At 54.9% G+C, this 23,750-nt stretch carries 10 protein-coding genes; 6 read left to right on the top strand and 4 right to left on the bottom strand.

Annotated features, from left to right (window positions below; all coding sequences use genetic code 11):
- The first annotated feature begins 9 nt into the window (after window positions 1-9).
- From FH603_RS07715 to FH603_RS07690, 6 genes are all read left to right on the top strand, one after another.
- Window positions 10-1,152: an alpha/beta hydrolase-fold protein gene (locus tag FH603_RS07715; protein WP_186736885.1), complete on the top strand. Its 1,143-nt coding sequence runs from the start codon at window positions 10-12 to the stop codon at window positions 1,150-1,152.
- A 193-nt stretch (window positions 1,153-1,345) separates the two neighbouring features.
- Window positions 1,346-3,271 (top strand): alpha/beta hydrolase-fold protein, encoded by a 1,926-nt coding sequence (locus FH603_RS07710; protein WP_186736884.1) that lies wholly within the window; start codon window positions 1,346-1,348, stop codon window positions 3,269-3,271.
- 200 nt (window positions 3,272-3,471) lie between these two features.
- On the top strand, window positions 3,472-4,584 hold the full coding sequence (locus FH603_RS07705; RefSeq protein WP_186736883.1) for an endo-1,4-beta-xylanase: 1,113 nt from the start codon (window positions 3,472-3,474) through the stop codon (window positions 4,582-4,584).
- A gap of 32 nt (window positions 4,585-4,616) precedes the next feature.
- Window positions 4,617-5,273 (top strand): DUF6624 domain-containing protein, encoded by a 657-nt coding sequence (locus FH603_RS07700; RefSeq protein WP_235985567.1) that lies wholly within the window; start codon window positions 4,617-4,619, stop codon window positions 5,271-5,273.
- A gap of 401 nt (window positions 5,274-5,674) precedes the next feature.
- Window positions 5,675-8,515 carry an ATP-binding protein gene (locus FH603_RS07695; RefSeq protein ID WP_342355213.1) on the top strand — a complete coding sequence of 947 codons (2,841 nt, stop codon included), beginning with the start codon at window positions 5,675-5,677 and terminating at the stop codon, window positions 8,513-8,515.
- Window positions 8,516-8,942: 427 nt separating this feature from the next.
- A complete protein-coding gene (locus FH603_RS07690; RefSeq protein WP_186736881.1) occupies window positions 8,943-16,757 on the top strand; it encodes a putative Ig domain-containing protein in 7,815 nt (2,604 codons plus the stop codon).
- A gap of 198 nt (window positions 16,758-16,955) precedes the next feature.
- Here FH603_RS07690 and FH603_RS07685 read toward each other — a convergent pair whose 3' ends face one another.
- The 4 genes from FH603_RS07685 to kduI are packed head-to-tail and all read right to left on the bottom strand — an operon-like array spanning window position 16,956 to window position 23,677.
- Window positions 16,956-18,404 carry a RagB/SusD family nutrient uptake outer membrane protein gene (locus tag FH603_RS07685; RefSeq protein WP_208493099.1) on the bottom strand — a complete coding sequence of 483 codons (1,449 nt, stop codon included), beginning with the start codon at window positions 18,402-18,404 and terminating at the stop codon, window positions 16,956-16,958.
- A gap of 20 nt (window positions 18,405-18,424) precedes the next feature.
- Window positions 18,425-21,508 (bottom strand): SusC/RagA family TonB-linked outer membrane protein, encoded by a 3,084-nt coding sequence (locus tag FH603_RS07680; RefSeq protein WP_235985442.1) that lies wholly within the window; start codon window positions 21,506-21,508, stop codon window positions 18,425-18,427.
- A gap of 34 nt (window positions 21,509-21,542) precedes the next feature.
- On the bottom strand, window positions 21,543-22,745 hold the full coding sequence (locus FH603_RS07675) for a YyaL domain-containing protein (RefSeq protein WP_186736880.1): 1,203 nt from the start codon (window positions 22,743-22,745) through the stop codon (window positions 21,543-21,545).
- A gap of 38 nt (window positions 22,746-22,783) precedes the next feature.
- Window positions 22,784-23,677 (bottom strand): 5-dehydro-4-deoxy-D-glucuronate isomerase, encoded by an 894-nt coding sequence (gene kduI / locus FH603_RS07670; protein WP_186736879.1) that lies wholly within the window; start codon window positions 23,675-23,677, stop codon window positions 22,784-22,786.
- Window positions 23,678-23,750 lie beyond the last annotated feature (73 nt).

The raw sequence follows: 23,750 nt of genomic DNA, 5'->3' as shown, positions 1-23,750 counted from the left end.
CCCCTTATCATGAAAAAGATAATCGCTTTACTCGTCGGCATGGTGGCGCTGGGTGTACAGGCACAGGCCCAAACCCAAACCGCTGGCGTTCCGGCCTCGACCAATATTCCGGGGCAAAAATACCCGCAGATTCTGCCTGACAACCGGGTCGTATTTCGCGTGAAAGCGCCCGATGCCCGCAAACTGCAAATTGATCTGGTGAAGAAATACGACATGGTGAAAGACACCAGCGGCTTCTGGACCGTCACTACGGAGCCCGTCGTGGAAGGCTTCCATTACTACTCGCTCATCGCCGACGGTGTAGCTACCTGCGACCCGTCGAGCCAGACGTTTTACGGCATGGGCCGCATGGCAAGTGGCATCGACATTCCCGATAAAGATATGGACTATTATCAGCCCAAAAACGTCGCGCATGGTCAGATACGGTCGGTCAATTACTATTCCGAGATCACCAAAGCCTGGCGTCGGGCCAACGTGTACACGCCACCGGGTTATGATGAAAGTCCGAAAAAGCGCTACCCGGTGCTGTATCTGCAACATGGCTCGGGCGAAGATGAGACCGGCTGGGCAACGCAGGGCAAAATGGACTTTATTCTCGACAACCTGATTGCCGAAGGGAAAGCAACGCCCATGATCGTGGTGATGGAACGCGGCTACGCAACCAACCCGACCGCGCCCGTCAGCACAACCGGCGGAATGGCCAGCAACGTATTCCCCGAGGTGTTGGTAAAAGAGGTGATCCCGATGATCGACAAATCGTTTCGCACGCTGGCCGACCGCAACGACCGGGCGATGGCGGGGCTGTCGATGGGCGGTTTCCAGACGTTCCAAACTACGATGACTAACCTCGACAAGTTTGCCTACATCGGTGGGTTTAGCGGAGCGGGTCGTCTGCAACCGGGCGCTGATATCAAGCAGGCCTACGACGGTGCCTGGTCCGATGCCGATGCCTTCAACAAAAAGATGAAGGTGGTGTACGTGAGCATCGGTACCAAAGAACCCGAGCGGATGTATACCGGCGTAAACGGATTTCATCAGGCGCTGGAAAAAGCCGGTATCAAACACGTGTATTATGAGTCGCCGGGTACAGCGCACGAGTGGCAGACCTGGCGTCGGTCATTGCGGCAGTACGCGGGACTGATATTTAAATAGTAAGCTGCTTTTTTCTGTCAGTACGTTTTTTGTCATCCCGGTTTTGTCATCCCGACGCAGGAGGGATCTTCGGGTGGGGCAATTTTTAGCATTTACCGAAGATCCCTCCTATCGTCGGGATGACAAAAAAACGGGATGACAAAAGCAGGAGCCATGACAAAAAACTCGCTTGTAATCACAAAACATTCTAACCATGAAACAACTCATCTCCCTACTCCTGAGCCTTGCTTTTCTGCATGGTAGCAGTTACGCCCAGAAAATTGAAAAAGAGGCCCCGAAAGGCTTCGATCAGGTGCGGGCTGGTATCGCCACGGGCAAGCTGGATTCGATCAGTTACCCGTCGAAAACCGTGGGTACGTCCCGCAAGGCGTTGGTATACACCCCGCCGGGCTATACGAAGAAGAAAAAATACCCGGTACTGTATTTGCTGCACGGCATTGGGGGCGATGAAAAAGAGTGGCTGAACGGCGGTAAACCTCAGGTAGTTCTGGATAACCTGTATGCCGAAGGCAAGCTGCAACCCATGATTGTGGTGATGCCCAACGGCCGCGCCATGAAAGACGACCGGGCGGTGGGTAATGTATTCGACAAGGACAAAGTAGAGGCTTTTGCCACCTTTGAGAAAGACCTGCTTACCGACTTGATCCCCTTTATCGAAAAGAAATACCCGACGCTGACCGACCGCGAGCACCGCGCTATTGCCGGCCTGTCGATGGGTGGCGGGCAATCGCTGAATTTCGGGTTGGGCAATCTGGACAAGTTTGCCTGGGTGGGTGGCTTTTCGTCGGCTCCCAACACCAAACGGCCCGAAGAACTGGTGCCGAATCCGGAAGCGGCCAAAAAACAACTGAAACTGCTCTGGATTTCGTGCGGAGATGCCGATGGCCTGATTTCGTTCAGTAAACGTACCCACGACTACCTCTATGAACATAGCGTACCGCATGTGTATTACGTGGAGCCGGGCGGGCACGATTTCAAGGTCTGGAAAAACGGCCTGTACATGTTCTCGCAGTTTCTGTTCAAGCCCGTCGACGGGGCGTCGCTGACAAAATATACCGTGCTGGGAACACCGGCCGCTACCAATATCCGCAATGCCAAATACCCGCAAATTCTGCCCGACAACCGCGTCGTGTTCCGCGTAAAAGCGCCCGAAGCGCAGAAAGTGCAGGTGGATTTGGGCAAGAAATACGACATGGTGAAAGACACCAGCGGGGTCTGGACTGCCACTACCGATTCCATCAGCCGGGGTTTCCATTATTACTCCTTATTGATTGACGGAGTAGCCACCGCCGACCCGGCCAGCGAATCGTTCTATGGCATGAGCCGCATGGCCAGTGGCATCGAAATCCCGGACAAAGACGGTGCTTATTATGCCATGAAGGACGTACCCCACGGCGACATTCGCATCAAGCGCTACCTCTCCAAAGCAACCAATAGCTGGCGCGAAATGTACGTTTACACGCCACCGGGCTACGACAAATCGACCGAGAAATACCCGGTGCTGTACCTGCTGCACGGCGGGGGCGAAGATCAGCGCGGCTGGGCCACGCAGGGCAAGACCGACCTGATTCTGGACAACCTGATTGCCGAGGGTAAAGCCAAACCCATGGTCATTGCCATGCTGGATGGCAACGTAGGCATGACGGGAGGCATGGCAGGTTTCAACGAAAACGTGCTGAAGGCGTTTGAAAATGAATTGAAACTGGGTGCTATTCCCTTCGTGGAAAGTAATTTCCGGGTAGAGGCCGACGCGAAAAATCGGGCTCTGGCGGGACTGTCGTTGGGCGGATTGCAGACGTTATACGCGGGCATCAAAAACACCGGTATGTTCTCCAGTCTGGGTGTGTTCAGCTCGGGCTGGTTTGCCAATAACCCCAAACTGACAGACCCGCAGTATGAATTCATGAAAACCAACGCGGCCACTATTAACGGCAACCTGAAGAACCTGTGGATTTCGATGGGCGGCAAGGAAGATATTGCCTACCAGAATTGCCAGCTCATGATGAAGAAATTCGATGAGATGGGGATCAAGTACAGCTACAGCGAATACGCTGGTGGGCATTCGTGGCCAGTTTGGCGGCACGACATAGCCCAGTTTTCGCAGGTGCTGTTCAAGTAAAGAATGGGCGGTTTTATTGTCACTCGACGTCTTTTGTCATCCCGCTTTTGTCATCCTGCTTTTGTCATCCCGAGGAACGAGGGATCTCCGGTAAATGGGAATAATTGCCTATTACCGGAGATCCCTCGTTCCTCGGGATGACAAAAGCAGGATGACAAAAAGAACTAAAAAAACACTCAACTTCTAGAGCAAAAATCAATATGATATCACACAGAAATATAGCCAAGCTAGGCACGATTGTTCTCGTACTGGCAAACCTGACGCTACCGAATGTCACGTTCGGGCAGCAAATTCCTTCGCTGAGAGACACCTTCAAGAAGGATTTTGGCATTGGTACGGCGCTGAATAACGCCCAGATCGACGAGCGCGATCCCCAGATGACGGCCTTCATTGCGCGTCAGTTCAACATGGCTACGCCCGAAAACGTCATGAAGTCGGAGGTGGTCCACCCCAAATGGGATACCTACGATTTTACAATGGGCGACAAGCTCATTGACTTTGGCGAGAAGCACAACATCAAAATCAACGGGCACACGCTGATCTGGCACAGTCAGTTGCCGTCGTTCATTCGGGGCATCAAGAGTCAGGATTCGATCCGCACATTCTTTACCGACCACATCAAAACCGTGGCCGGGCATTATAAGGATAAAGTGTATTCGTGGGACGTGGTGAACGAAGCGCTCAATGAAGATGGCACGATGCGCAAATCGGTGTTCCTGCAATACCTCGGCGAGGATTTCGTGACGGAAGCGTTCCGGCTGGCGCAGCAGGCATCGCCCAAAACGGAGTTGTATTACAACGATTACAACAACGAGCAACCCAAAAAGCGGGCGGGTTGTATTGAACTCGTAAAGAAGATCAAAGCTGCCGGGGTACGTATCGACGGCGTCGGCATTCAGGGGCACTGGCACGTAGGCAAAGTACCGTTGAAAGATATTGAAGAAAGTATTCTTCAGTATGCCGCCCTAGGGGTGAAGGTGATGTTTACGGAGCTGGACATTGAGGTGTTACCCCGCAACTTTCAGGGGGCCGATGTGGGGCAGCGCATGGTCGCCAACGAACAATCGAATCCATATCCTACCGCCCTGCCCGACTCCGTTCAGCAACAGTTGGCCGCTGATTACGAAGCCCTGTTCAAGCTCTTCCTGAAGCATAAAGACAAGGTTACCCGTGTAACGTTCTGGGGTGTCAACGACGCCAATAGCTGGCTGAACAACTGGCCCATCCGGGGCCGGACCAGCTACCCGCTGCTGTTCGACCGGAAGAATCAGCCCAAGCCTGCTTTCTACTCGGTGATCGGAACAAAAAAATAAGCCTGGGTTCCGGCGACCGCTTGCACACCTGATTGGAAAAATTAACCGCTCAACAATATCCACTCAATCTGATTCAGATGTTGTATCCTGACATAGCAAATGAGTTGATCGAACGACGCAGGCACGACCTTGAGGTTAGAGAACGACTTATTACGGAGGGAAAGCTATTCCGTGGATATAACCCGGAAATGGAAGCGGTGCATCTTGATAATGCCCGGCGACTTCAGGAAATAATTGTTCAAATTGGCTGGCCAGCGCAGGAACAAGTTGGTGAGGAGGCCAGTGAAGCCGCCTGGTTGATTGTTCAACACGCCATCAGCTTGCCTTCATTCATGAAAAGCGCCCTTGCTTTATTGAAAGAGCAGGAAACAGGCCGGACGATCAATCCAGTCAATTTAGCTTTTCTGTCAGACAGGATTGCCCTGTTTGAGAATCGCCCCCAATCGTATGGGACTCAGTTTGTAGACGACGAACAAGGCCGACTTATGCCCTATCAACTTGACGGTTCGATGGGGCAAGTGAACCAACGTCGCCAGACGTTAGGACTCAACACCGTGGAGGAGCGGTTAGTCGAACTGACAGCCCGCATGAATGTTGAGCAGGGAGAACAACCAACGATAAGGGAAAGGCAACTAGAGCAGCAGGAATATGATGCCTGGCGTAGAAAAGTCGGATGGATTTCCACTTAACTTCATCTCCCATACCAGCAGCAGGAAGTACGTTCAAAAAGCAGGTGAACATCCCAATCCGAAGGATAAAGCGAACGCGCCAGGCTGATTTTTACCTTCGATGACAGGGGAAAGTTTGGTCAGTTGATTCAACCAAATGACGCGTATGCCGATGATTGACCGGGCGGATGTCGTAAGTAGAAAACAAATGTAAATCTATAGTATATGTAGATATTTACAAAGGATAGGTAACTAATCATTGCATGTTGTATTTTGTCTACTTTAAGACTAACTACCTCAACATGCGCTTTCTTTATTTACTGATATTTCTTCCTTCATGGCTTCTTGCTCAGCCAAAAAGTGAGTTTCCCAGGCAAGTACCTTCTGGCTTGATTCAATCAGATCTGTCAACCATTACAGTCTTGAACGACACGACCCGATTTCTCTCTGTTGGGCCGCGTATAAACATTCTGGAGGATAAAACGGGCCAACTGACGTTTGAGCAAGTGCGTCAGCGAAGGGATTTCAAACCGGAGAAGTCGGAAAGTTTTCAGTACGGGTTTAGCAGCAGCGCGTACTGGTTTCGCTTCGAGCTGATAAATCGTAGCCAGGAAAACACCAGGCACTGGCTGTTAGGGCTGCTGGATGCCACTACCCTGGATTACGTTGATCTATATCTGGTGTATCCCCAGGGGCACGTCAGGCATGTAACCGGCGGTCTCAAGCGTCCTTATGTCGACCAGGGTTTTTTTGCCATGACTCCGTTTTTTCGTGTTGAATTACCAACCAACGCACGGGTTACGGTATTTTTTCGGATCAAGAGCAGTCTGGCTCTGTATGGCAAAGTAACAGTATGGGATGAGTACTACAACCTGAGCAAAGGCCGGGTCGCTATTTTTGCTATCTGGATGTTTCTGGGTCTGTTCATCTTACGGTCGCTGAATAATTTTGTCCTGGCTCGCTTTATTCCCGACCCTCAATTTCGGTTCTACGCCGTTTGTACGTTTCTGCTGTATCTGTCTACGCTCTCGCGTACGGGGATCTACCCAATTTTATTCTCGGGGTATCCCCGGTTACTGGACTGGATGAACTACGGCATGGGGCGGCTGCTACCCTTGGGTTTGGCCGTCTGGATGTATAACCTACTGGATAATCGACCGGTTTTTAGAGTTCTGAAGTGGCTTCTGCTCGGTGTTATGGCCGTGGAAGGAGCGGGCGTGTTGATCGCCATTTTCGTTCAGACGGACGCTATCGGGCGATTTTTTGCCTACCTGATGACACTTATGTACGGCCTGTTTTTTCTGAACGTATTTCTTATCTGGTTCACCCCTCAACGTACTCGCTACCACTTTGTCTTACCTATCGTATTTTGTGCAATACCTTTCTTTCTATTTCAGCTTCAATCCCTGTCGATTATTTCCTACAGGCCGGTTATTAGCCAGTTAGCGCTGCTGGCCCTGGCGGTTGAGATGGTGTCGATGTCGCTGGTGTTGGGACGTATTGTGCAGACCTATATCAAAGACCGCATCACCACGGCTAATGCGCTGATGCTGGAAAAAGTGGAGGTGGATAAACTTCAGGAGTTAAATGGGGTAAAGACGCAGTTTTTTGCCAACATCAGTCACGAGTTCCGTACGCCACTCACCCTGATCCTGGGGCCACTGGCCGACTTGAAGGAACGCTTTCCGAACGAGTCTATGTTGAACGTGATGGAGCGAAATGGAAATCGGTTGCTAAGCCTCATCAATCAGCTGCTTGATCTGAGCAAGCTGGAAGCCGGTAAACTGAAAGCCGAACCCGAGCCGGGAGATATGGCCTCCTTTCTTCGGACGCTGGCCAGTGCGTTCAATTCCCTGGCCGATAGCCGGGTCATTTTGTTCTCCTTTCAACAGAGTCGGCTCAGTTACTGGGCTAACTTCGACCGGGATAAGATCGAAAAAATTGTCACAAATCTCCTCGCCAATGCGTTCAAGTTTACACCGGATGGGAGCGAGGTAGCCATGACGGTAAGTTACCAGACCGAAGGCATGCCCCACGCATTAGTCATCTCGGTTCGGGATACGGGGATTGGCATCGCTGTGGCTAACCTGCCCAGGATTTTCGACCGCTTTTATCAGGTCGATGGTAAAGCCAATCGTAATTACGAAGGCACCGGGATAGGACTGGCCATGGTCGATGAACTGGTCAGGGTACTGAACGGCACCATTGCCGTAGCCAGCACCGAAGGAGTTGGCACGACGTTTACGGTCACGCTGCCGCTGGTTGGCATCGATCCTCCTCAGCTTGCTGTCTTGTCGCTGGTTCAGCAGGCCACTCAGCCCGACGTACCGGTTATGCAACTGGTGGCCAAGCACGTATCCGAACAGGGAATGGTATTGTCAGCCAGCCAGTTGAGGCCTTTTCCGGTGGACTCGCTTCCCGTAACTGAATTGCTCCCCCAATCAGCGCCCGAAAACCTGCTGCTTGTCATTGATGATAATGCAGATATCCGGGCTTATGTACGGAGTATTTTTGAGGCTGATTACCAGGTTATTGAAGCCATCGATGGGCAGGATGGGCTGGAGCGAGCCACGGTTATGCTGCCCAATATCGTTATATGCGACCTGATGATGCCCCGGCTGGATGGGTTTGGCTTCTGTCGCGCGTTGAAGACAGGGGAGGCCACCAGCCATATTCCGGTGGTGATGCTGACGGCCAAAGCCACCGTCGAGGACCGCATCGAAGGTTTTGAACTGGGTGCCGACGATTACCTGACCAAGCCCTTTAACCGGGTCGAGATTCGGGCCAGAGTGCGCAATCTGATTCAGCAGCGGCAACGGCTCTACCAACATTTTATCGCTAAAGCCCTGCTTCCTGCTGCAACCCAACCAGTTCCCGAACTGGCTGAACCGGCCAAACCAGCCTTACTGGCCGCCGAACAGAAATTTCTTGACCGGCTGACGGCGGTTGTCATGCAGCACCTCGATGATGCCGATTTCACCGTTGAGGCTCTGGCTGAAGGAGTCAACATGAGCCGTACTCAACTACACCGCAAACTGAAAGCCCTGACCGACACCACGGCTACCCTTTTTATTCGTGATATCCGGCTGACGCGGGCGGCCGAACTGCTCCGGACAGGTGCCGACAACGTTTCGCAGGTCGCTCATGCCGTTGGATTCGACAGTCTGTCTTACTTCGCCAAAGTGTTTCAGGAGCGGTACGGTGTGTTGCCATCGCACTATGGCCGGGCTTCGAGCGCCGGTAGTAAGTTAAGTCCACAGTGACACTAAAAAGTTGTTATTTATTGAATATTGGTAGCTAAAAAGTGTCGTTTATTTCCTCAAAGCCCGTAAATCCGGGCTTTTTTTATACCCCTGTAACACCAGCGATAAAGAATGCAACGAGAGCGTCAATGATTGAGCGGGGATTGACGGTACTTGCCGGGGTAATTAGGCGTCCAGAAATGTATTGGTCAACTGGCCCCTTCTCCTAAAATCAACAAGAAATAAGATCAGGATTGCTCAAGCCCGGTAACCGGTAAAACCTTCCTCTTTTTTCTGACTCCGTGACTAGCACGGTCGGTTGCCGACTTTGCTGGTCACGGAGATTACCTGGTTTTATCGCCATTGCTTAGGTGCTGCGTCAGTGCTATCTGCGTTAACTACCTTTTGCTTTACCTGATCTATCCTCCCTTTAATCAGCATTCCAATTATGGTAAACGTCTCCCTTTTAATCCGTCTAATTGCCCGCATCAACGTCTTACTCAATTTCCGACTATCGACGTATCGTCCGTTTCGATCTATGTGGCCGGTGTTGCTGGGGCTGATGCTAATCAGTGTATTGCCCGGCAAGGCTCAGATTTACTATACATTGAGCGACGGATCTGCCACCACCCGAACCGATCAGTTCCGGAAAGTTAACGCCGATGGAACGGGAGATGCGCAGATTGCCACCAGTTTTGCCGATAATCCTGGTGTAATAGCCATCGACATCGCCAACAACCGCGCGTTCATCGCCGAGCAGCGAACAACCGTTGCACCCAAGATTTATTCGGTCAATCTCTCAACCGGTGCCAACAGTACGTTTGTGAGCACCGCCAGTTCGACCAGTTCCTGCTCCAGTCTGGCTATTGACCCGACCAACAGTTACCTCTACTACGTAATCAGCGACGCATACGCAGCCACCAACGGGGATCAACTGAGACGTATTTCTTTGAATGGAACAGGGGACACCCAACTGGCTACCAGCTTTATTAATTTACCCGACGATCTGGCCGTTGATGCCACGAATAACCACATCATTGCGGCTGACAACCGCACCAATACCCCCCGAATTCTTGCTATTGACCGAACCAGTAGCGTAAGCAGCGTGCTGTTTACGCCCCCCGGCACCGGTACGTTCAGTATGCAGGGAATGGCCTTTGTAGCTGCCTGTTCTTCCACCTACACCGTTACCAACACCGACGATGCGGGAGCGGGTAGTTTGCGGCAGGCCATGCTCGACATAGCGGCCACCACTTGTCCGGCACCCTTCACTATTACGGCCACGGCCAGCGGCACCATTAACCTGGCCAGTGCGCTGCCCAGCATCACCAAAAATATTGCCTTTGTGGGGCCGGGAGCCAGCAACCTCACCATTCGCCGAAGTTCGGGGGGCGATTACCGGCTGTTTACCGTTCCCAGTAGTGTGACGGTGAGTTTCGCTGGCTTCACGATAGCCGACGGCTTTGCTTCCGGATCTCAGGGGGGAGCTTTTAATAACGGCGGCACATTAACAGTCTCCAACTGTACCTTTCTGAACAACCGGGCCTCTTTCGATGGGGGGGCTATTCGAAATAATGGAGGCAGTGCGCGGCTAACGGTCACTAATTGCACCTTCACGAGCAATACTGCGGGGGTACTCGGCGGGGGAATCTACCACCAGGGCGCGCTTTTAAGTGTCGTCAACAGTGCCTTTACCAGCAATACCGCCAATGTAGGCGGTGGTATAAGCGTCGAAAGTCCGAATACAACGGTAACGGGTTGTCTGTTTGAAGGTAATACATCAGGAGCAGCCAGTGGCCTGTTTTTACGGGATGCCGCCCTGATTAGTAATTGTACAATCAGTGGTAACACGGGAGATGGTGGCGTTACTACCGAAGGGGGTAGTCAAACAGTGGTCAACTGCACGATCACCCGCAACCGGGGCACGCGTGGTGGAGTGAGAATCAACAATGGTAACCTGTTGCTGATTAACTGTATTATAGCGGGTAATACCAATGGTGCCGGTACTGCGGCTAGTAACATCGCGATTACAGGCACTGGTAGCATTTTGGCTCCGTCTTCGTTCAATGTGATTGGTACAGGTGGCTCGGGGGGCCTGACCAGCGGAGTCAACAACAACCAAACAGGCGTCAATGCCCTGTTGGCTCCCCTTGATAACAACGGGGGATCATTACAAACGCACGCCCTGTTACCCGGTAGCCCGGCTATCAATGCCGGTACGGCCACCGATGCCCCCACCACTGATCAGCGGGGCATCGGCCGGGTTGGGGCAACGGACGTAGGGTCATTCGAGTCACGGGGCTTTACGCTGGCTCTAAGCAGCGGTAACAACCAGTCGGCCACAGTCGGCACGGCGTTTGCCAATCCGTTGCAGGTAACGGTGAGCAGCAGTAACAGCGAGCCCGTCGATGGCGGAGTCGTCACCTACACGGGTCCGGGTTCGGGAGCAGGTATCAGTCCCAGTCCGGTATCGGCCACCATCGTCAGTGGCGTAGCCGGAGCGAGTGTCACAGCCAATGCCACAACGGGCGGCCCCTATATGGTAGCGGCTACAGCTATCGGGGTCTCGCCTACGGTCAATTTCAGTTTAACCAATACCCCCGCAGCACCGACCATTTCGGGCTTTACCACCCTGGACAATACGGTTTGTGTGGGGAGTCCCATCACCTTCACGGCGACGGTAGGTAATGTAAGCCCGCCCTATGCCTACACCCTGTCCAATGGCACGAACAGCACAACGGGTAATACGGCCAGCACAGCCTTCAGTCAAAATCTGACAGCGACAGGCAGTAGCAGTCAGAGTTTCACCCTGACGGTAAGCGATGGCGGACTATCGGCAACGGCTACCACCACGGTCACCGTCAACGCGCTGCCTGTGGCTACTCTAATCAGCAGTGGTGCACTGACCTGCGCTCAAATATCAGTGACCCTGACGGCTTCAGGGGGCACTTCTTATACGTTCACCGCTCCCGGCGGTACGGTGCTGGCCGGATCGGGCAATACCCGCACGGTGAGCAGTCCGGGTACGTATTCGGTGACCATCGCCAACGCCAGCGGCTGTTTGAGTACCACCAGTACCACGGTTATCAGTAATACGGCTGTGATTACCACCAGCAACCCCGCTACCAACACCGTAGGTATCAACACTTCGTTCAATCAGACCTTTACGGCCTCGGGCGGAGTATCGCCTTACAGCTACAGCATCGCCAGTGGCACGCTGCCCACCGGCCTGAGCCTGGCTACAACGGGTATTTTATCCGGCACGCCCACCCAGGGGGGTAGTTTTACCATCACCGTGCGGGGCAGCGATGCCAACGGCTGTTCGGACCTGGGCCCGGCTTATGTACTGACCGTCAACGCCACGCCCACCATTACAGGCTTCGCGGCAACGTCCGGCACGGTCTGTGCAGGCGGCCCCACTACCTTTACGGCTAGTATTGGTAACGTAACCGGTAGCTATTCCTACACGCTCACCAACGGTAGTAGCCTGACGGCGGGTACTAAGTCCGGTGCCTCATTTAGTCAGTTGGTAACGGTCAGCGGCTCCGGGCTACAGACCTTCACCCTGACAGTGGGGAACAATGGCTTTACGGTTACCGCCACCACCAATTTAACGTTAGCCAACAGCCCCGATTACCAGCCCCTGGTTGATCTGTATAATGCAACAAATGGCGCTGGCTGGCTCAGGAAAGCTGGCTGGGGCAACTGCGATCCCTGCACGGGTAATAATGGTGCGCCCTGGAGTGATGTAGTCTGTACGAACGGGCGGGTTACCCAGCTCACCTTATTTTTGAACAACCTGGTTGGAACGTTGCCTGCCAGTTTAAGTGCACTTACAAATCTGGAATCGCTGCAGTTATACAACAACCGCCTGAGCGGTAGCATTCCGGCCAGCCTGAGCGCACTCACCAATCTGCGAACGCTTGATCTGTTCAGCAATGAACTCACGGGTAGTATTCCGGCCAGTTTCAGTGCACTTACTAGCCTACAGTTTCTTAATCTCTACTCGAATCAGTTGAGCGGTACCATCCCGGATGGTTTGGGTGCCCTCACCAACTTAGAATCGATTCAGTTGTACGGAAACACGCTAACAGGTAGTATTCCGGCCAGCCTGGGTGCACTGACCAATTTGCGAACGCTTAACTTTCTTGATAATCAGCTTACAGGCAGTATTCCGGCCAGCTTCAGTGCCCTCACTAACCTGCAAACGCTTAATTTATCTTATAACCAGCTCAGTGGTACTATCCCGCCCGGCCTGGGCTTACTGACGGGTATTCAGACGCTGAACTTCTTTTCCAATGGACTGAGTGGCTGTTTTCCCGCCAGCCTGTCGGCACTGTGTGGTGGTGGCCGTTCTATTACGTTTAATGCAAACGCTGGTTTGCCCGGCTCGGGGGACTTCGCGGCTTTCTGTCAACCGCTCAGCGCCACGGCCAGTACTACCAGTACACAGGTAACCATCGGGAATACCATACGGCTTAACGCGTCCGGGGGAGCGTACTATAGCTGGAGCGGGCCCAACAATTTTACCGCATCGATAGCAAATCCCAATTTTCCGGCCACCAGCACGAATCAAAGTGGAATTTACTCGGTAACAGTGAGCAACGGTCGCTGCGACGTGACGGCCATAGCCAGCGTTAGTGTAACGGTGCTCTCAAACGCGCCAACGCTGACGGGCTTCGAGGCAACCCCTGATGTGGTTTGTGTCGGGAGTCCCCTGACATTTACTGCTACTGTCGGAAATGTAAGCGGCACTTACGCCTATACGCTGACCAATGGTAGTAGTACCACCACTGGTTCGAGCAGCAACACGGCGCTGAGCCTGAACCGAACCGCCAGCGGCTCTGGTGTTCAAAGTTTCAGTCTTACCGTGAGGGATAACAGCTTATCGACGACGGCGATAAGCAGCGTAACGGTCACCGCTTTACCTTTAGCCAGTTTAGTTAACAACGGTCCGCTGACCTGCGCCCAAACCAGCGTTACCTTAACGGCCAGTGGCGGCACGATTGGAGAGCCGTATTCTTACACTTTCGCTAATGCGAGCGGTATACTAGGCGTACCCGGCACCACCAATACGCTGTTTGTCAGTCTGCCGGGCACGTATTCGGTCACGGTCGCCAACGCCAGCGGTTGCACGGCGATGGCCAGCACGAGCGTGTCTAGTTCAACGGCAGTGCCTTCGGTGAGCATCAGCCCCTCATCGGCGACGCTAACCTGCGCCAGTCCGTCGGTCACCCTGACAGCGGTGGGCACGGGGACGGTGCTGTGGAGTACGGGAGCGACGAGTCCTTCGATCATCGTCAGCACGGCGGGCACGTATTCGGTGACGCTGACCAACGGTAGCGGCTGTGTCAACACGGCCAGTAGTGTAATCACCAGTTCAACGGCGGTGCCTTCAGTGAGCATCAGCCCGTCTTCGGCCACACTAACCTGCGCCAGTCCTACAGCCACCCTGACAGCAGTAGGTACGGGCAGTGTGCTGTGGAGCATGGGGGCCACGAGCCCCTCGATCACCGTCAGCACAGCGGGCACTTACTCGGTGACGCTGACCAACGGTAGCGGCTGTATCAATACCGCCAGTAGTGTAATCACCAGTTCAACGGCGGTTCCCTCGGTGAGCATCAGTCCCTCATCGGCGACGCTAACCTGCGCCAGTCCGTCGGTCACCCTGACAGCAGTAGGTACGGGCAGTGTGCTGTGGAGCACAGGGGCCACGAGCCCCTCGATCACCGTCAGCACGGCGGGCACGTATTCGGTGACGCTGACCAACGGTAGCGGTTGTGTCAACACGGCCAGCAGTGTAATCACCAGTTCAACGGCAGTGCCTTCAGTGAGCATCACGCCTTCTTCGGCCACGCTAACCTGCGCCAGTCCCACAGCTACCCTGACAGCGGTGGGCACGGGGACGGTGCTGTGGAGTACGGGGGCGACAACGCCTTCGATCACCGTCAGTACGGCAGGCACGTATTCGGTGACGCTGACCAATGGTAGCGGCTGTGTCAATACCGCCAGTACGAGCGTGTCTAGTTCAACGGCGGTGCCTTCGGTGAGCATCAGCCCGTCGAGCGCCACGCTAACCTGCGCCAGTCCGTCGGTCACCCTGACAGCAGTGGGCACGGGTAGTGTGCTGTGGAGCACAGGGGCGACGAGCCCCTCGATCACCGTCAGCACGGCGGGTACTTACTCAGTGACGCTGACCAATAGCAGCGGCTGTGTCGCTTCGGCCAGTGTGCTCATCGAGCAGGGGCTCGATCCCGAACTTGCCATCATCCACCAACCCATTTCCGCTACCAGCGTATTGGTAGGAGCTACGGTGAGCACGGGCGTCGTTGTTAGTGGTAGCCCGACCGGCTATCAATGGTATAAGAATAACCTGGCTAGTCCGGTGGTAGGACAGACTTCGGCCACCCTTAGCCTACTCAATGTGCAGCTTTCGGATGCAGGGAGCTACTCAGTTGTTATTACGGGTGCTTGTAAGGCCATCACCTCAACGCCTTTCAATCTGTCGGTGAGCAGCCCCGTGATAGACACAAGCCCCTTCGCTATTACGGCCGTAACCACCCTGAATTGTACCCCCATCCAGCCTAACCGGTTCAGTGTCAGCTTTACGCCCCGCTATAGCGGCCTCAACGGTCAGCCCATCACGTTCCGGGTGACCAACGAACTGCTGCCTACTACTGAGTCGGGGCCCTACACTATTCAGCTTTACTCGGATAACCCCGTGATCGGTTTGCGCTCCACCCAGGGGGGGACACCGGGTGAGGCCTTGTTCAGCTACAACTGGCTGGAGGCTTGCCGGGCTTCGGAAGCCACTAACACCCCGCCACGGCTGGTGATGGCCATCCCGCCCCAGTCGGCTACCGTTGGGGTAGGCTTTAGCTATGTCATCCCGCAGGGCACCTTCACCGATGACCAGACGCCGGGTAGCCTGCGGCTGAGTGCTCAGGGCTTACCATTGGGGCTAAATCTATCGGGCTTCACCATCAGCGGAGTCCCTTCTACAGCGACGGGTTCATTTGTCAGCGTGATAATTACGGCGACCGATCCGGATGGCCTGAGCGTGAGTACGAGCTTCGGCTTTATGGTAGAACCCGCTCCCCTGGAGCCACCCCTGCCCAGCCAGCCCTTTGCCCTGACAGGAGTGAGCATGCTGACCTGTACGCCCATCGCCAACCGAATCAATATCAACTTCAGTCCCCGCTATGCAGGGCTGAACGGGCAGGCTATTGCCTTCTCTGTGGTCAATGAACTGGCCTCAACCAACGAAAGGGGTCCATTTAGCCTTACCTTATACCGCGACAATCCTATAATCACGCTGCGAGCCACCCAGACGGGCAGCGTGGGCGAAGCTTCGTTTGTCTATGACTGGCTGGCAGCCTGTGCCAGCTCGGGTCAGGACAACACGGCCCCCCGAGTCATCAGCCCGGTGGGCAACCAGACAGTGGTGGCCGGTTCGCCGGTGAACATAAACCTGTCCAACGTATTTCTGGATCAGGAGACGCCCCAGAACCTGAACCTGTCGGCCCGGGGTTTGCCCCCTGGCTTGACCGTGACGGGGACCGCTCTTCTGGGCGTGGCTTCTACCCTGGCAGGCTCACCTTACTCGGTGACGTTGACAGCGACCGATCCGGGAGGACTGAGCACAAGTACGAATTTTGACATTAGTATAATTAGTCCGGTAGTCTCGCCGACGGTGGGTGAGCCAACTTCCTTTTCGCTGACGGGCGTGCAGACGCTGAACTGCGTGGTTGTCAATGCCGGTTTGCGAACAGTAACCTTCCAGCCCCAGTATGGCGGGGTAACGGGGCAGGCCATCACCTTTGGGGTAGTCAACGAACTCGGGGCGACCTCCCAGCCGGGTCCTTACACGCTGAACCTGTACACCGACAACCCGTCTATCCTGTTGAAAGCGACCCAACGTGGTAGTGTAGGCGAGGCCTCATTTGTCTACAACTGGCTGGCGGCATGTAGTGGGGGGAATGCCCGAAGGAGCGTTGAAACAGTTGCTCCACTGGAGGTATTGGTACTGGGCAACCCGTTATCAAATGGGCAGCTTCGGCTTGAGGTGCACGGGGCCAAGGGTCAATCCTTGCAGTTTATGCTAACTGATGAACGGGGTCGGCTCATCGGGTCGCATGGGGTGAAGGCTGCGGGTGTAGTCGAGACCCACACCTTCGGGCTGGAGCCGCAACCAGCCGGGGTACTGGTCCTGCGAGTCAGCACCCCGGGCCAGACACAAACCGTCAAGGTGCTCAACCGCTAACCGGATACTAGCTGTTCATAAAAGTGGCCTGATCAACTCATGTGATCAGGCCACTTTTGTATGCTGTACTGAGTGCAAACGCTAACGGGGAAAAGACCACAAAGCAGCCGCAGCGATTGCTTTGTGGTCTTTTCCCCCATTATTAACCGATTAAGGCGCTTCAATGGGTGGCCTGTAGCAGCCTGTAAATAGTCGGTATCAATACCCGGGGTTTTGGGTCAGCTTAGGGTTCAGGTCTATCTCACGCTGCGGAATCGGGAAGAGCGTATGCGTTTCCTGCACGTTCGTTTTGCCTTTCGCCTTCGTCACGCTCACCAGCCGACCCGTCCGAACGAGATCGAACCAGCGCTGGCCTTCCGCGTTGAATTCAAGCCGCCGTTCTTCATAGAGTTTCTGCCGGAAGCCATCTTTTCCCAAAGTAGCCGTAAAGTCCTGCGCTGATGGTGCGTTGAGGGGTAAACCAAATGCCCGGCGTCGGATTGGGTTTGCTGCGTTAAGAGCCGCTGGTGTTGGTCCGCTGAGCTCGTTTTCGGCTTCGGCAAACATCAGCAGCACGTCGGCGTAGCGGATGATAGGGAAGTTATTGTTGGCATCGCCGAACGCCCGCGCTGCCGGGTCTACGTACTTATTGAAGTGCTGAAAGGTATTCACCGTCTGGCCCGCCCCATTCACGTAGGATGTAATGAACAGCTCACGTCGTTTGTCGGCCGGATCGAAGCTGTTATAGAGTTCGGTCGTTGGGTAAAACGAGCCGAAGCCTCGCCCTGTAACCGGTGAATTTTCCGGCGCAAAATAGGTTGTCATACCACTTCCCTGCCCGGTTCCCTGTCCCACAAACTGAATCTCAAACACAGACTCACGCCCGTTCTTGTTGGCAATGGCAAACACGTCGGCGTAGCGGTCGAAAAGTCCATACCCATACTTGCTGGCATTGTCTATCAGTTCTTTGCTTTTATCGCGGGCTTTGGTGTAGTCTTTCTGCGTCAGGTACACCCGGGCCAGCATGCCTTTGGCTGCTCCTGCTGTTGCCCGCCCCAGGTCAGCCCCCGTAAATCGGTCGGGCAGGGCTGTCTCTGCATCGGTCAGGTCTTTGGTAATCTGCGCGTAGACCTCTGCGGCAGTGGCCCGTTCCGTGTCGCGGCCCGCGTTCAGGGTCTTGGTTTCGGTCAGCATCAGCGGCACGCCACCATACCAGCGGACGAGGTAGAGATAATAGAAAGCCCGCATGAATTTCGCTTCTCCGATGAGTCGCTTCTTCAGGGATTCGTCCATCGTAATGCCTGGAATGCGTTCGATGGCGCTATTCGCCCGGTTAACACCCTGGTAGAGTATCTGCCACGACTGAGCCACAACGCCGTTGGTCGGGATGGTCTGGAACGACCAGATCTGAACCCGGTCGGCGTTGTTGAGCAACAGATTCATATCGTCGGACGGGATGTCGCCCATGATGATGAAATTGCGGCTCTGGTCGCCCACCTGGTTGGCTATATCGTAGACCGAGTTTACGGCCGCTACGGCATCACTCGAACTGGTGTAAAAATTAGCCGGTGCCAGGGCTGAGGGCGGAACCTCATTCAGCGAGCAGGCCGTCAGCCCCAGCATCAGCAGAGCCGAGTAAATGATCGGTTTGATTGTCATTGGTTTCATAGTTTTGAATAATCAATGATTTACAGGCCCAGTACCAGACCGCCGAGAAAAATTCGGCTACCGGGGTAGCTGCCGTAGTCGGTACCCTGACTGAGGGTGTTCTGCCCAAATCGGTTCACTTCCGGGTCGAAGCCCGTGTAGTTGGTGAAGGTCAGCAGGTTCTGCGCGCTTACATACACCTTCACGTTGTTGATCTTTATCTTCCGGGTCAGCGCCTGGGGCAGGGTGTACGACAGATTTATGTTCTTGACACGCAGGTAGGAGCCGTCTTCGATCTGCCGGTCGGAGATAACATAGGCGTTGCCAACCGCGTTGGCGCGGGGTACTGTATTGCTCGGATTCGTGGGCGTCCAGCGGTCCAGCACTACCCGCGACTGGTTGCTAACCCCCGTCAGCGACTCCTGCTCAAACCGGTTGATGTTAAAAATGCTGTTGCCTGATGTGCCTTGCATAAACACGCTCAGCTCCACACCCCGGTAAGCAAACGTATTGGTCAGGCCACCGTAGAATTTGGGTTGTGCATAGCCCAGAATTACCCGGTCACTCTGGTTGATGACGCCGTTGCCGTCCTGGTCCACATACCGGATATCGCCGGGTTTGGCCGTCTTCTGAGCCGACGCGTCCAGCTCGGTCTGGTTCTGAAATATGCCATTCGATTTGAGGCCGTAGAACAGGCCAATCTGTTCACCTACCCGCACCAGCCCGGAGTTGGGCAGTTGAAGGTGACCACTCGATTCGCCCGAGGGGAACTCCTGCTGAGTGCCCAGGTTCAGTACCCGGTTTCGGTTCGCTGCGATGTTGAAGGAGGTGGTCCACTTGAAGATACCCGTCGTGTTCGTCGAATTGATACCCAGTTCGACACCCCGGTTCCGGATGCTCCCCAGATTCTGAAGCGCCGACGCATATCCCGATGTAAACGGCAGCGGTACCGACAGCAGCAGGTCAGTCGTTTTTTTCTCATATACGTCCGCGGTCAGTGTCAGTCGGTTGCTCCATAGCCCCACATCGATACCAATATTGGTCTGGGCGGTTGTCTCCCAGCGCAGATCGGGGTTAGCCACCCGCGACGGTCCTACACCAATGGCTACCGTATTGTTGAAGTTGGCATTCTGGGTGCCGAGCGTTGCCAGCGACTGGTACTCGCCAATCTCCTGGTTGCCGCTGAGACCATAGCTGAGCCGGAGCTTCAGGTCGTTCAGAACAGAGTTATTTTTCAGGAAAGCTTCTTCCGAAATGCGCCAGGCCACCGACCCCGACGGAAATACGGCCCACTTGTTGCCCGCACCGAACCGTGATGAGCCATCGGCCCGTACGGTTGCTGTTACCAGATACTTGCCGCTATAGTCATAGTTGACCCGGCCGATATAGGAGTTTAACTGCCACAGGGAGGCCGACGATGTGGGAATGAGTGGGGTAGACGCCCCGCCCAGATTGTCGAACGTCAGGATGTCGTTGGCAAACCCCTGCGCTACGGCCCGCACCCGCTCGAACCGGTTGCCCTGCATGGTATAGCCGCCCAGCAACGTCAGGTTATGAACCTTGTTGATCGTTCGGTTGTAGGTCAGCGTGTTTTCGTTCAGCCAGTTCGTCGACTGATCATTCTGAATGGCACCCTGCCCGCCGAGTTGCGCCCCGGAAGCGGTCAGTCGCGAAATGTAGAAGCTGTTTTTGCTGTAATTGATGTCCGATCCGAAACTCGTACGAAACGTCAGGCCGGGCAAAATCCGGTAGTCGACAAATACGTTTCCGATAAGTCGGGTGCCTACCGTGCGGTTCGACGTGCCCAGGGCCTGAGCTACCGGAGAGCCAATCTGGATGCGGCCCGGTGTGTTGAAAACGACCAGCGTACCATCCGGGTTGTATACCGGCTGGGTGGGCGAGAAGTTGAGCGCACCGTACACGACCGAAGCCGAGTTACCCCCGTCGGCATCGGTAGGAACGGCAAACTGACGGCTCCTGACGATGTTGAGGTTGGTGCCAAGGCTGAACTTGTCGTTTAGTTTGTGGTCGAAATTAAACCGTAATGACCCCCGGTCGAAACTGGAGTTGAGGATAACGCCGTCCTGTTTGAAGTAGTTGCCGGAGATAGCATACCGTGTTTTGTCGGTGCCGCCCGACGCCGTTAGCTGGTAATTGCGCATGGGAGCACTACGGAAAATTTCGTCCTGCCAGTTCGTCCCCGCGCCGAAACCCGCCACCTGCTCGTTCGTGAACAGGGGGCCCCGGCCTGCGTTTACCTGCGCTTCGTTCACCAGTTGGGCGTATTCGGTGGCGTTCAGCATGGGAATCTGGCGACGCACCTGCTGAATACCCTGGTAGGTGTCGAACTCGACCCGGCCTTGCCCGGCCCGACCGCGTTTGGTGGTAATGATGACGACGCCGTTGGCACCGCGCGAGCCGTAGATAGCCGTAGCCGAGGCATCTTTCAGGATTTCCATCGACTCAATATCGTTGGGGTTCAGGTTGGGGCCGTTCTCGTTATAAACTGGAAAGCCGTCGATCACGTATAAGGGCTCGTTGCCGGCGTTAATGGAGTTTCCGCCCCGCACCCGTACCGTAACGCCACCGCCCGGCGCGTTCGACCCCTGGGTGACGAACACCCCGGCGGCCCGCCCCTGCAAAGCCTGTCCCACGCCCGTAACGGGAACCGCCCGGATTTCTTTGGCCGTTACAGACGATAACGAGCCGGTCACGTCGCTCTTGCGCTGGGTGCCGTAGCCGACCACAACGACCTCGTTCAGGTTCTGTTCATCGGCAACCAGCGTAACGTTCAGCGACTGCCGGTTACCAACCGTAAGCTCCTGTCTGGCGTAGCCGATGTAGCTGAATACGAGGACTGCTTCCGGACCGGGAACGGCCAGTTGATACCGTCCTGTATTGTCGCTGCTGGTGCCTCGCGTAGACCCTTTTACGGCCACACTCACGCCCGGCAGCCCTTCGCCCCGTTCGTCGGTGATGAGGCCGGTCACCGTAACATCGGCCTGTTCAGTGGCCCGTGAGCGTGGGCCGGTGGCGTAGCTGCTTGCCGAGAGAAACAAGGCCAGCAACAAAACCGGTAGCCACCGGAGCACCCTCAATCTGTTGTTGAAATGTATACTATGCATACCCTTACTTGGTTTATTGGTGTACAGGAATAGATCAATTGAAGACGAGTTTTTTGCCGGTCTTCATTCGCTCATAGCGCAGGAGACCTTCGAGGTAGTAGTAATCGGCGTAGACCAGCGGCACGTCTATCTCCGACTTGCCGGGCTTGTGTCCGACCGAATGTTTCAATAAAAAATGATGATTTTCGCCCAGCGTATTCCTGTAAGCGGGTGTCGACAAACTGGCCAGCATCTTCTCAGCCGCCTGCTGATAGCGTTTGCCGTTTTTGCTGTACTGGCTCAGTTCCAGCAGACCCGATGCGGCAATGGCCCCGGCCGATGCATCGCGCTCTTCGCCTTTGGCCGCAAAATCCCAGTACGGAATGCCATCGGTGGGCATGTTGGGGTGGCTGAGGTAAAAATCGGCGATACGCTCGGCATGTTGCAGGTATTTTCTGTCCTGCGTCAGGCGGTATACGGTCGTGTAGCCATATAGGCCCCAGGCCTGACCCCGCGCCCAGGGCGAGTTGTCGGCCAGGCCCTGGTGGGTTTTGCGAGCCTCCACTTCGCCGTTGGGTCCGTAGCAAACGACATGGTAGCTGCTGCCGTCGGGCCGATAATGATTTTTTAGGGTATTGTCGCTGTGGGTAGTGGCAATTTGCGCCAGCCGGGAATCTTTCCCGTTTTTAGCGGCCCAGTACAGGAGTTCCAGATTCATCATGTTGTCGATGATGACCGGGTAAGCGCATTGTACCCCGTCTTTCGAGGTGAACTTTTCCCACGACTTAATCACGCCCACCTTCGGGTCGAAACGGGTGGCCAGGGAGTTCGCTCCCGTGAGTAGCACGCGCCGATAGGTCGTGTCGCCCGTTAGCCGCAGGCCATTCCCGAACGGGCAGAACAGCATGAAGCCCAGATCGTGGGTGCGGGTGTTGGTCTGTTCTTTCTCGACCGCCATTGTCCAGCGGTGGGCCGCTTCTTTCCATTTCGGATCGTTGGTCTGCTCGTAGAGATACCAGAGTGATCCACCAAAAAAGCCACTGCACCACCACGACGATTGCATGTTGCGCGGGGTACCGTCGGCGTTCATCGACTGGGGGAACTGCGTCAGGTCAGGGTGTGAGGCCAGCATTTTTTCGTACTGCTGAGCCGCCAGTGCAAACTCTTTTGCTACGTCTATTTTCGGCTGGGCCGTACCCAGAAAAGGCATCAATACCAGAAAGCTCAGCCAGAGCCGGGTTATTGTTCGTTGTGTCATAAAATACAAATGGAAAGGGTAAGAAGTGATGCGCTGGCCTACCGGAGCGCGCTGATCGGTATGGCGTCCATATCCGTAAATTCTTTGTTTTCGCCCGCCATACCCCAGATAAACGAGTAGGAACTGGTGCCGCAGCCGGCATGGATGGACCAGGGCGGTGAGATAATAGCCTCACGGTCGGCCACAAGCAGATGGCGTGTTTCGGTGGCCTGCCCCATCAGATGAATCACGCGCTGCTCTACAGGCAGATCGAAATACAGGTAAGCCTCCGACCGCCGGTCGTGGGTATGGGCGGGCATGGTGTTCCAGACGCTGCCGGATTTGAGTGCCGTCAGGCCCATGACCAGCTGACAGCTTTCGGCCCCGCCGTTATGAATGTACTTGTAGATGGTCCGTTGATTGGCCGCTTCTGACGTGCCCATTTCAGTCGGCATGGCGTCTGTACTGGCCACCAGACGGGTAGGGCAGGGCCGGTGCGCTGGTGCCGAGAGCCAGTAAAATTGGGCGGGGCGGTCGGGATCGTAACTGCTGAACGAAACCGTTTGGCAGCCTTGTCCGATGTACAGGCAATCGAGCTTATCCAGCTCGTAGGCAACACCATCGGCGGTAACGGAGCCGGAGCCACCTACGTTGATAATCCCGATCTCGCGCCGTTGCAGAAAAAAATCGGCTTTGAGTTCGCTGTAGTTGGGGAGGTCGAGCGGCTCGTTGATGGGCATGGCACCACCCAGCAACATTCGGTCGTAGTGGCTGTAGGTGGCGGTCACTTCGCCGGATCGGAACACAGACTCGATCAGGAAGTCGTCGCGTAGTTGTGCCGTACTTGCCCCTGTAATCGCCGTAGGGCTACTGGCGTACCGTTGCTGTGGTTGCGGTGGGGTCAGGGAGTCGTGCCCGCCGGTGTTCGTTTCTGTAGGTACTGTTGTGATCATAACTATGTTCTGATTTATTGGATCAGGCTTATGTACTATCATGAATACACCAGGGGCATATCTTAAAAAAGTA

The organism is Spirosoma utsteinense (genome assembly GCF_014282275.1).
GTDB classification, from domain to species: domain Bacteria; phylum Bacteroidota; class Bacteroidia; order Cytophagales; family Spirosomataceae; genus Spirosoma; species Spirosoma utsteinense.
This window is presented reverse-complemented; position numbering and strand designations above follow the sequence as displayed.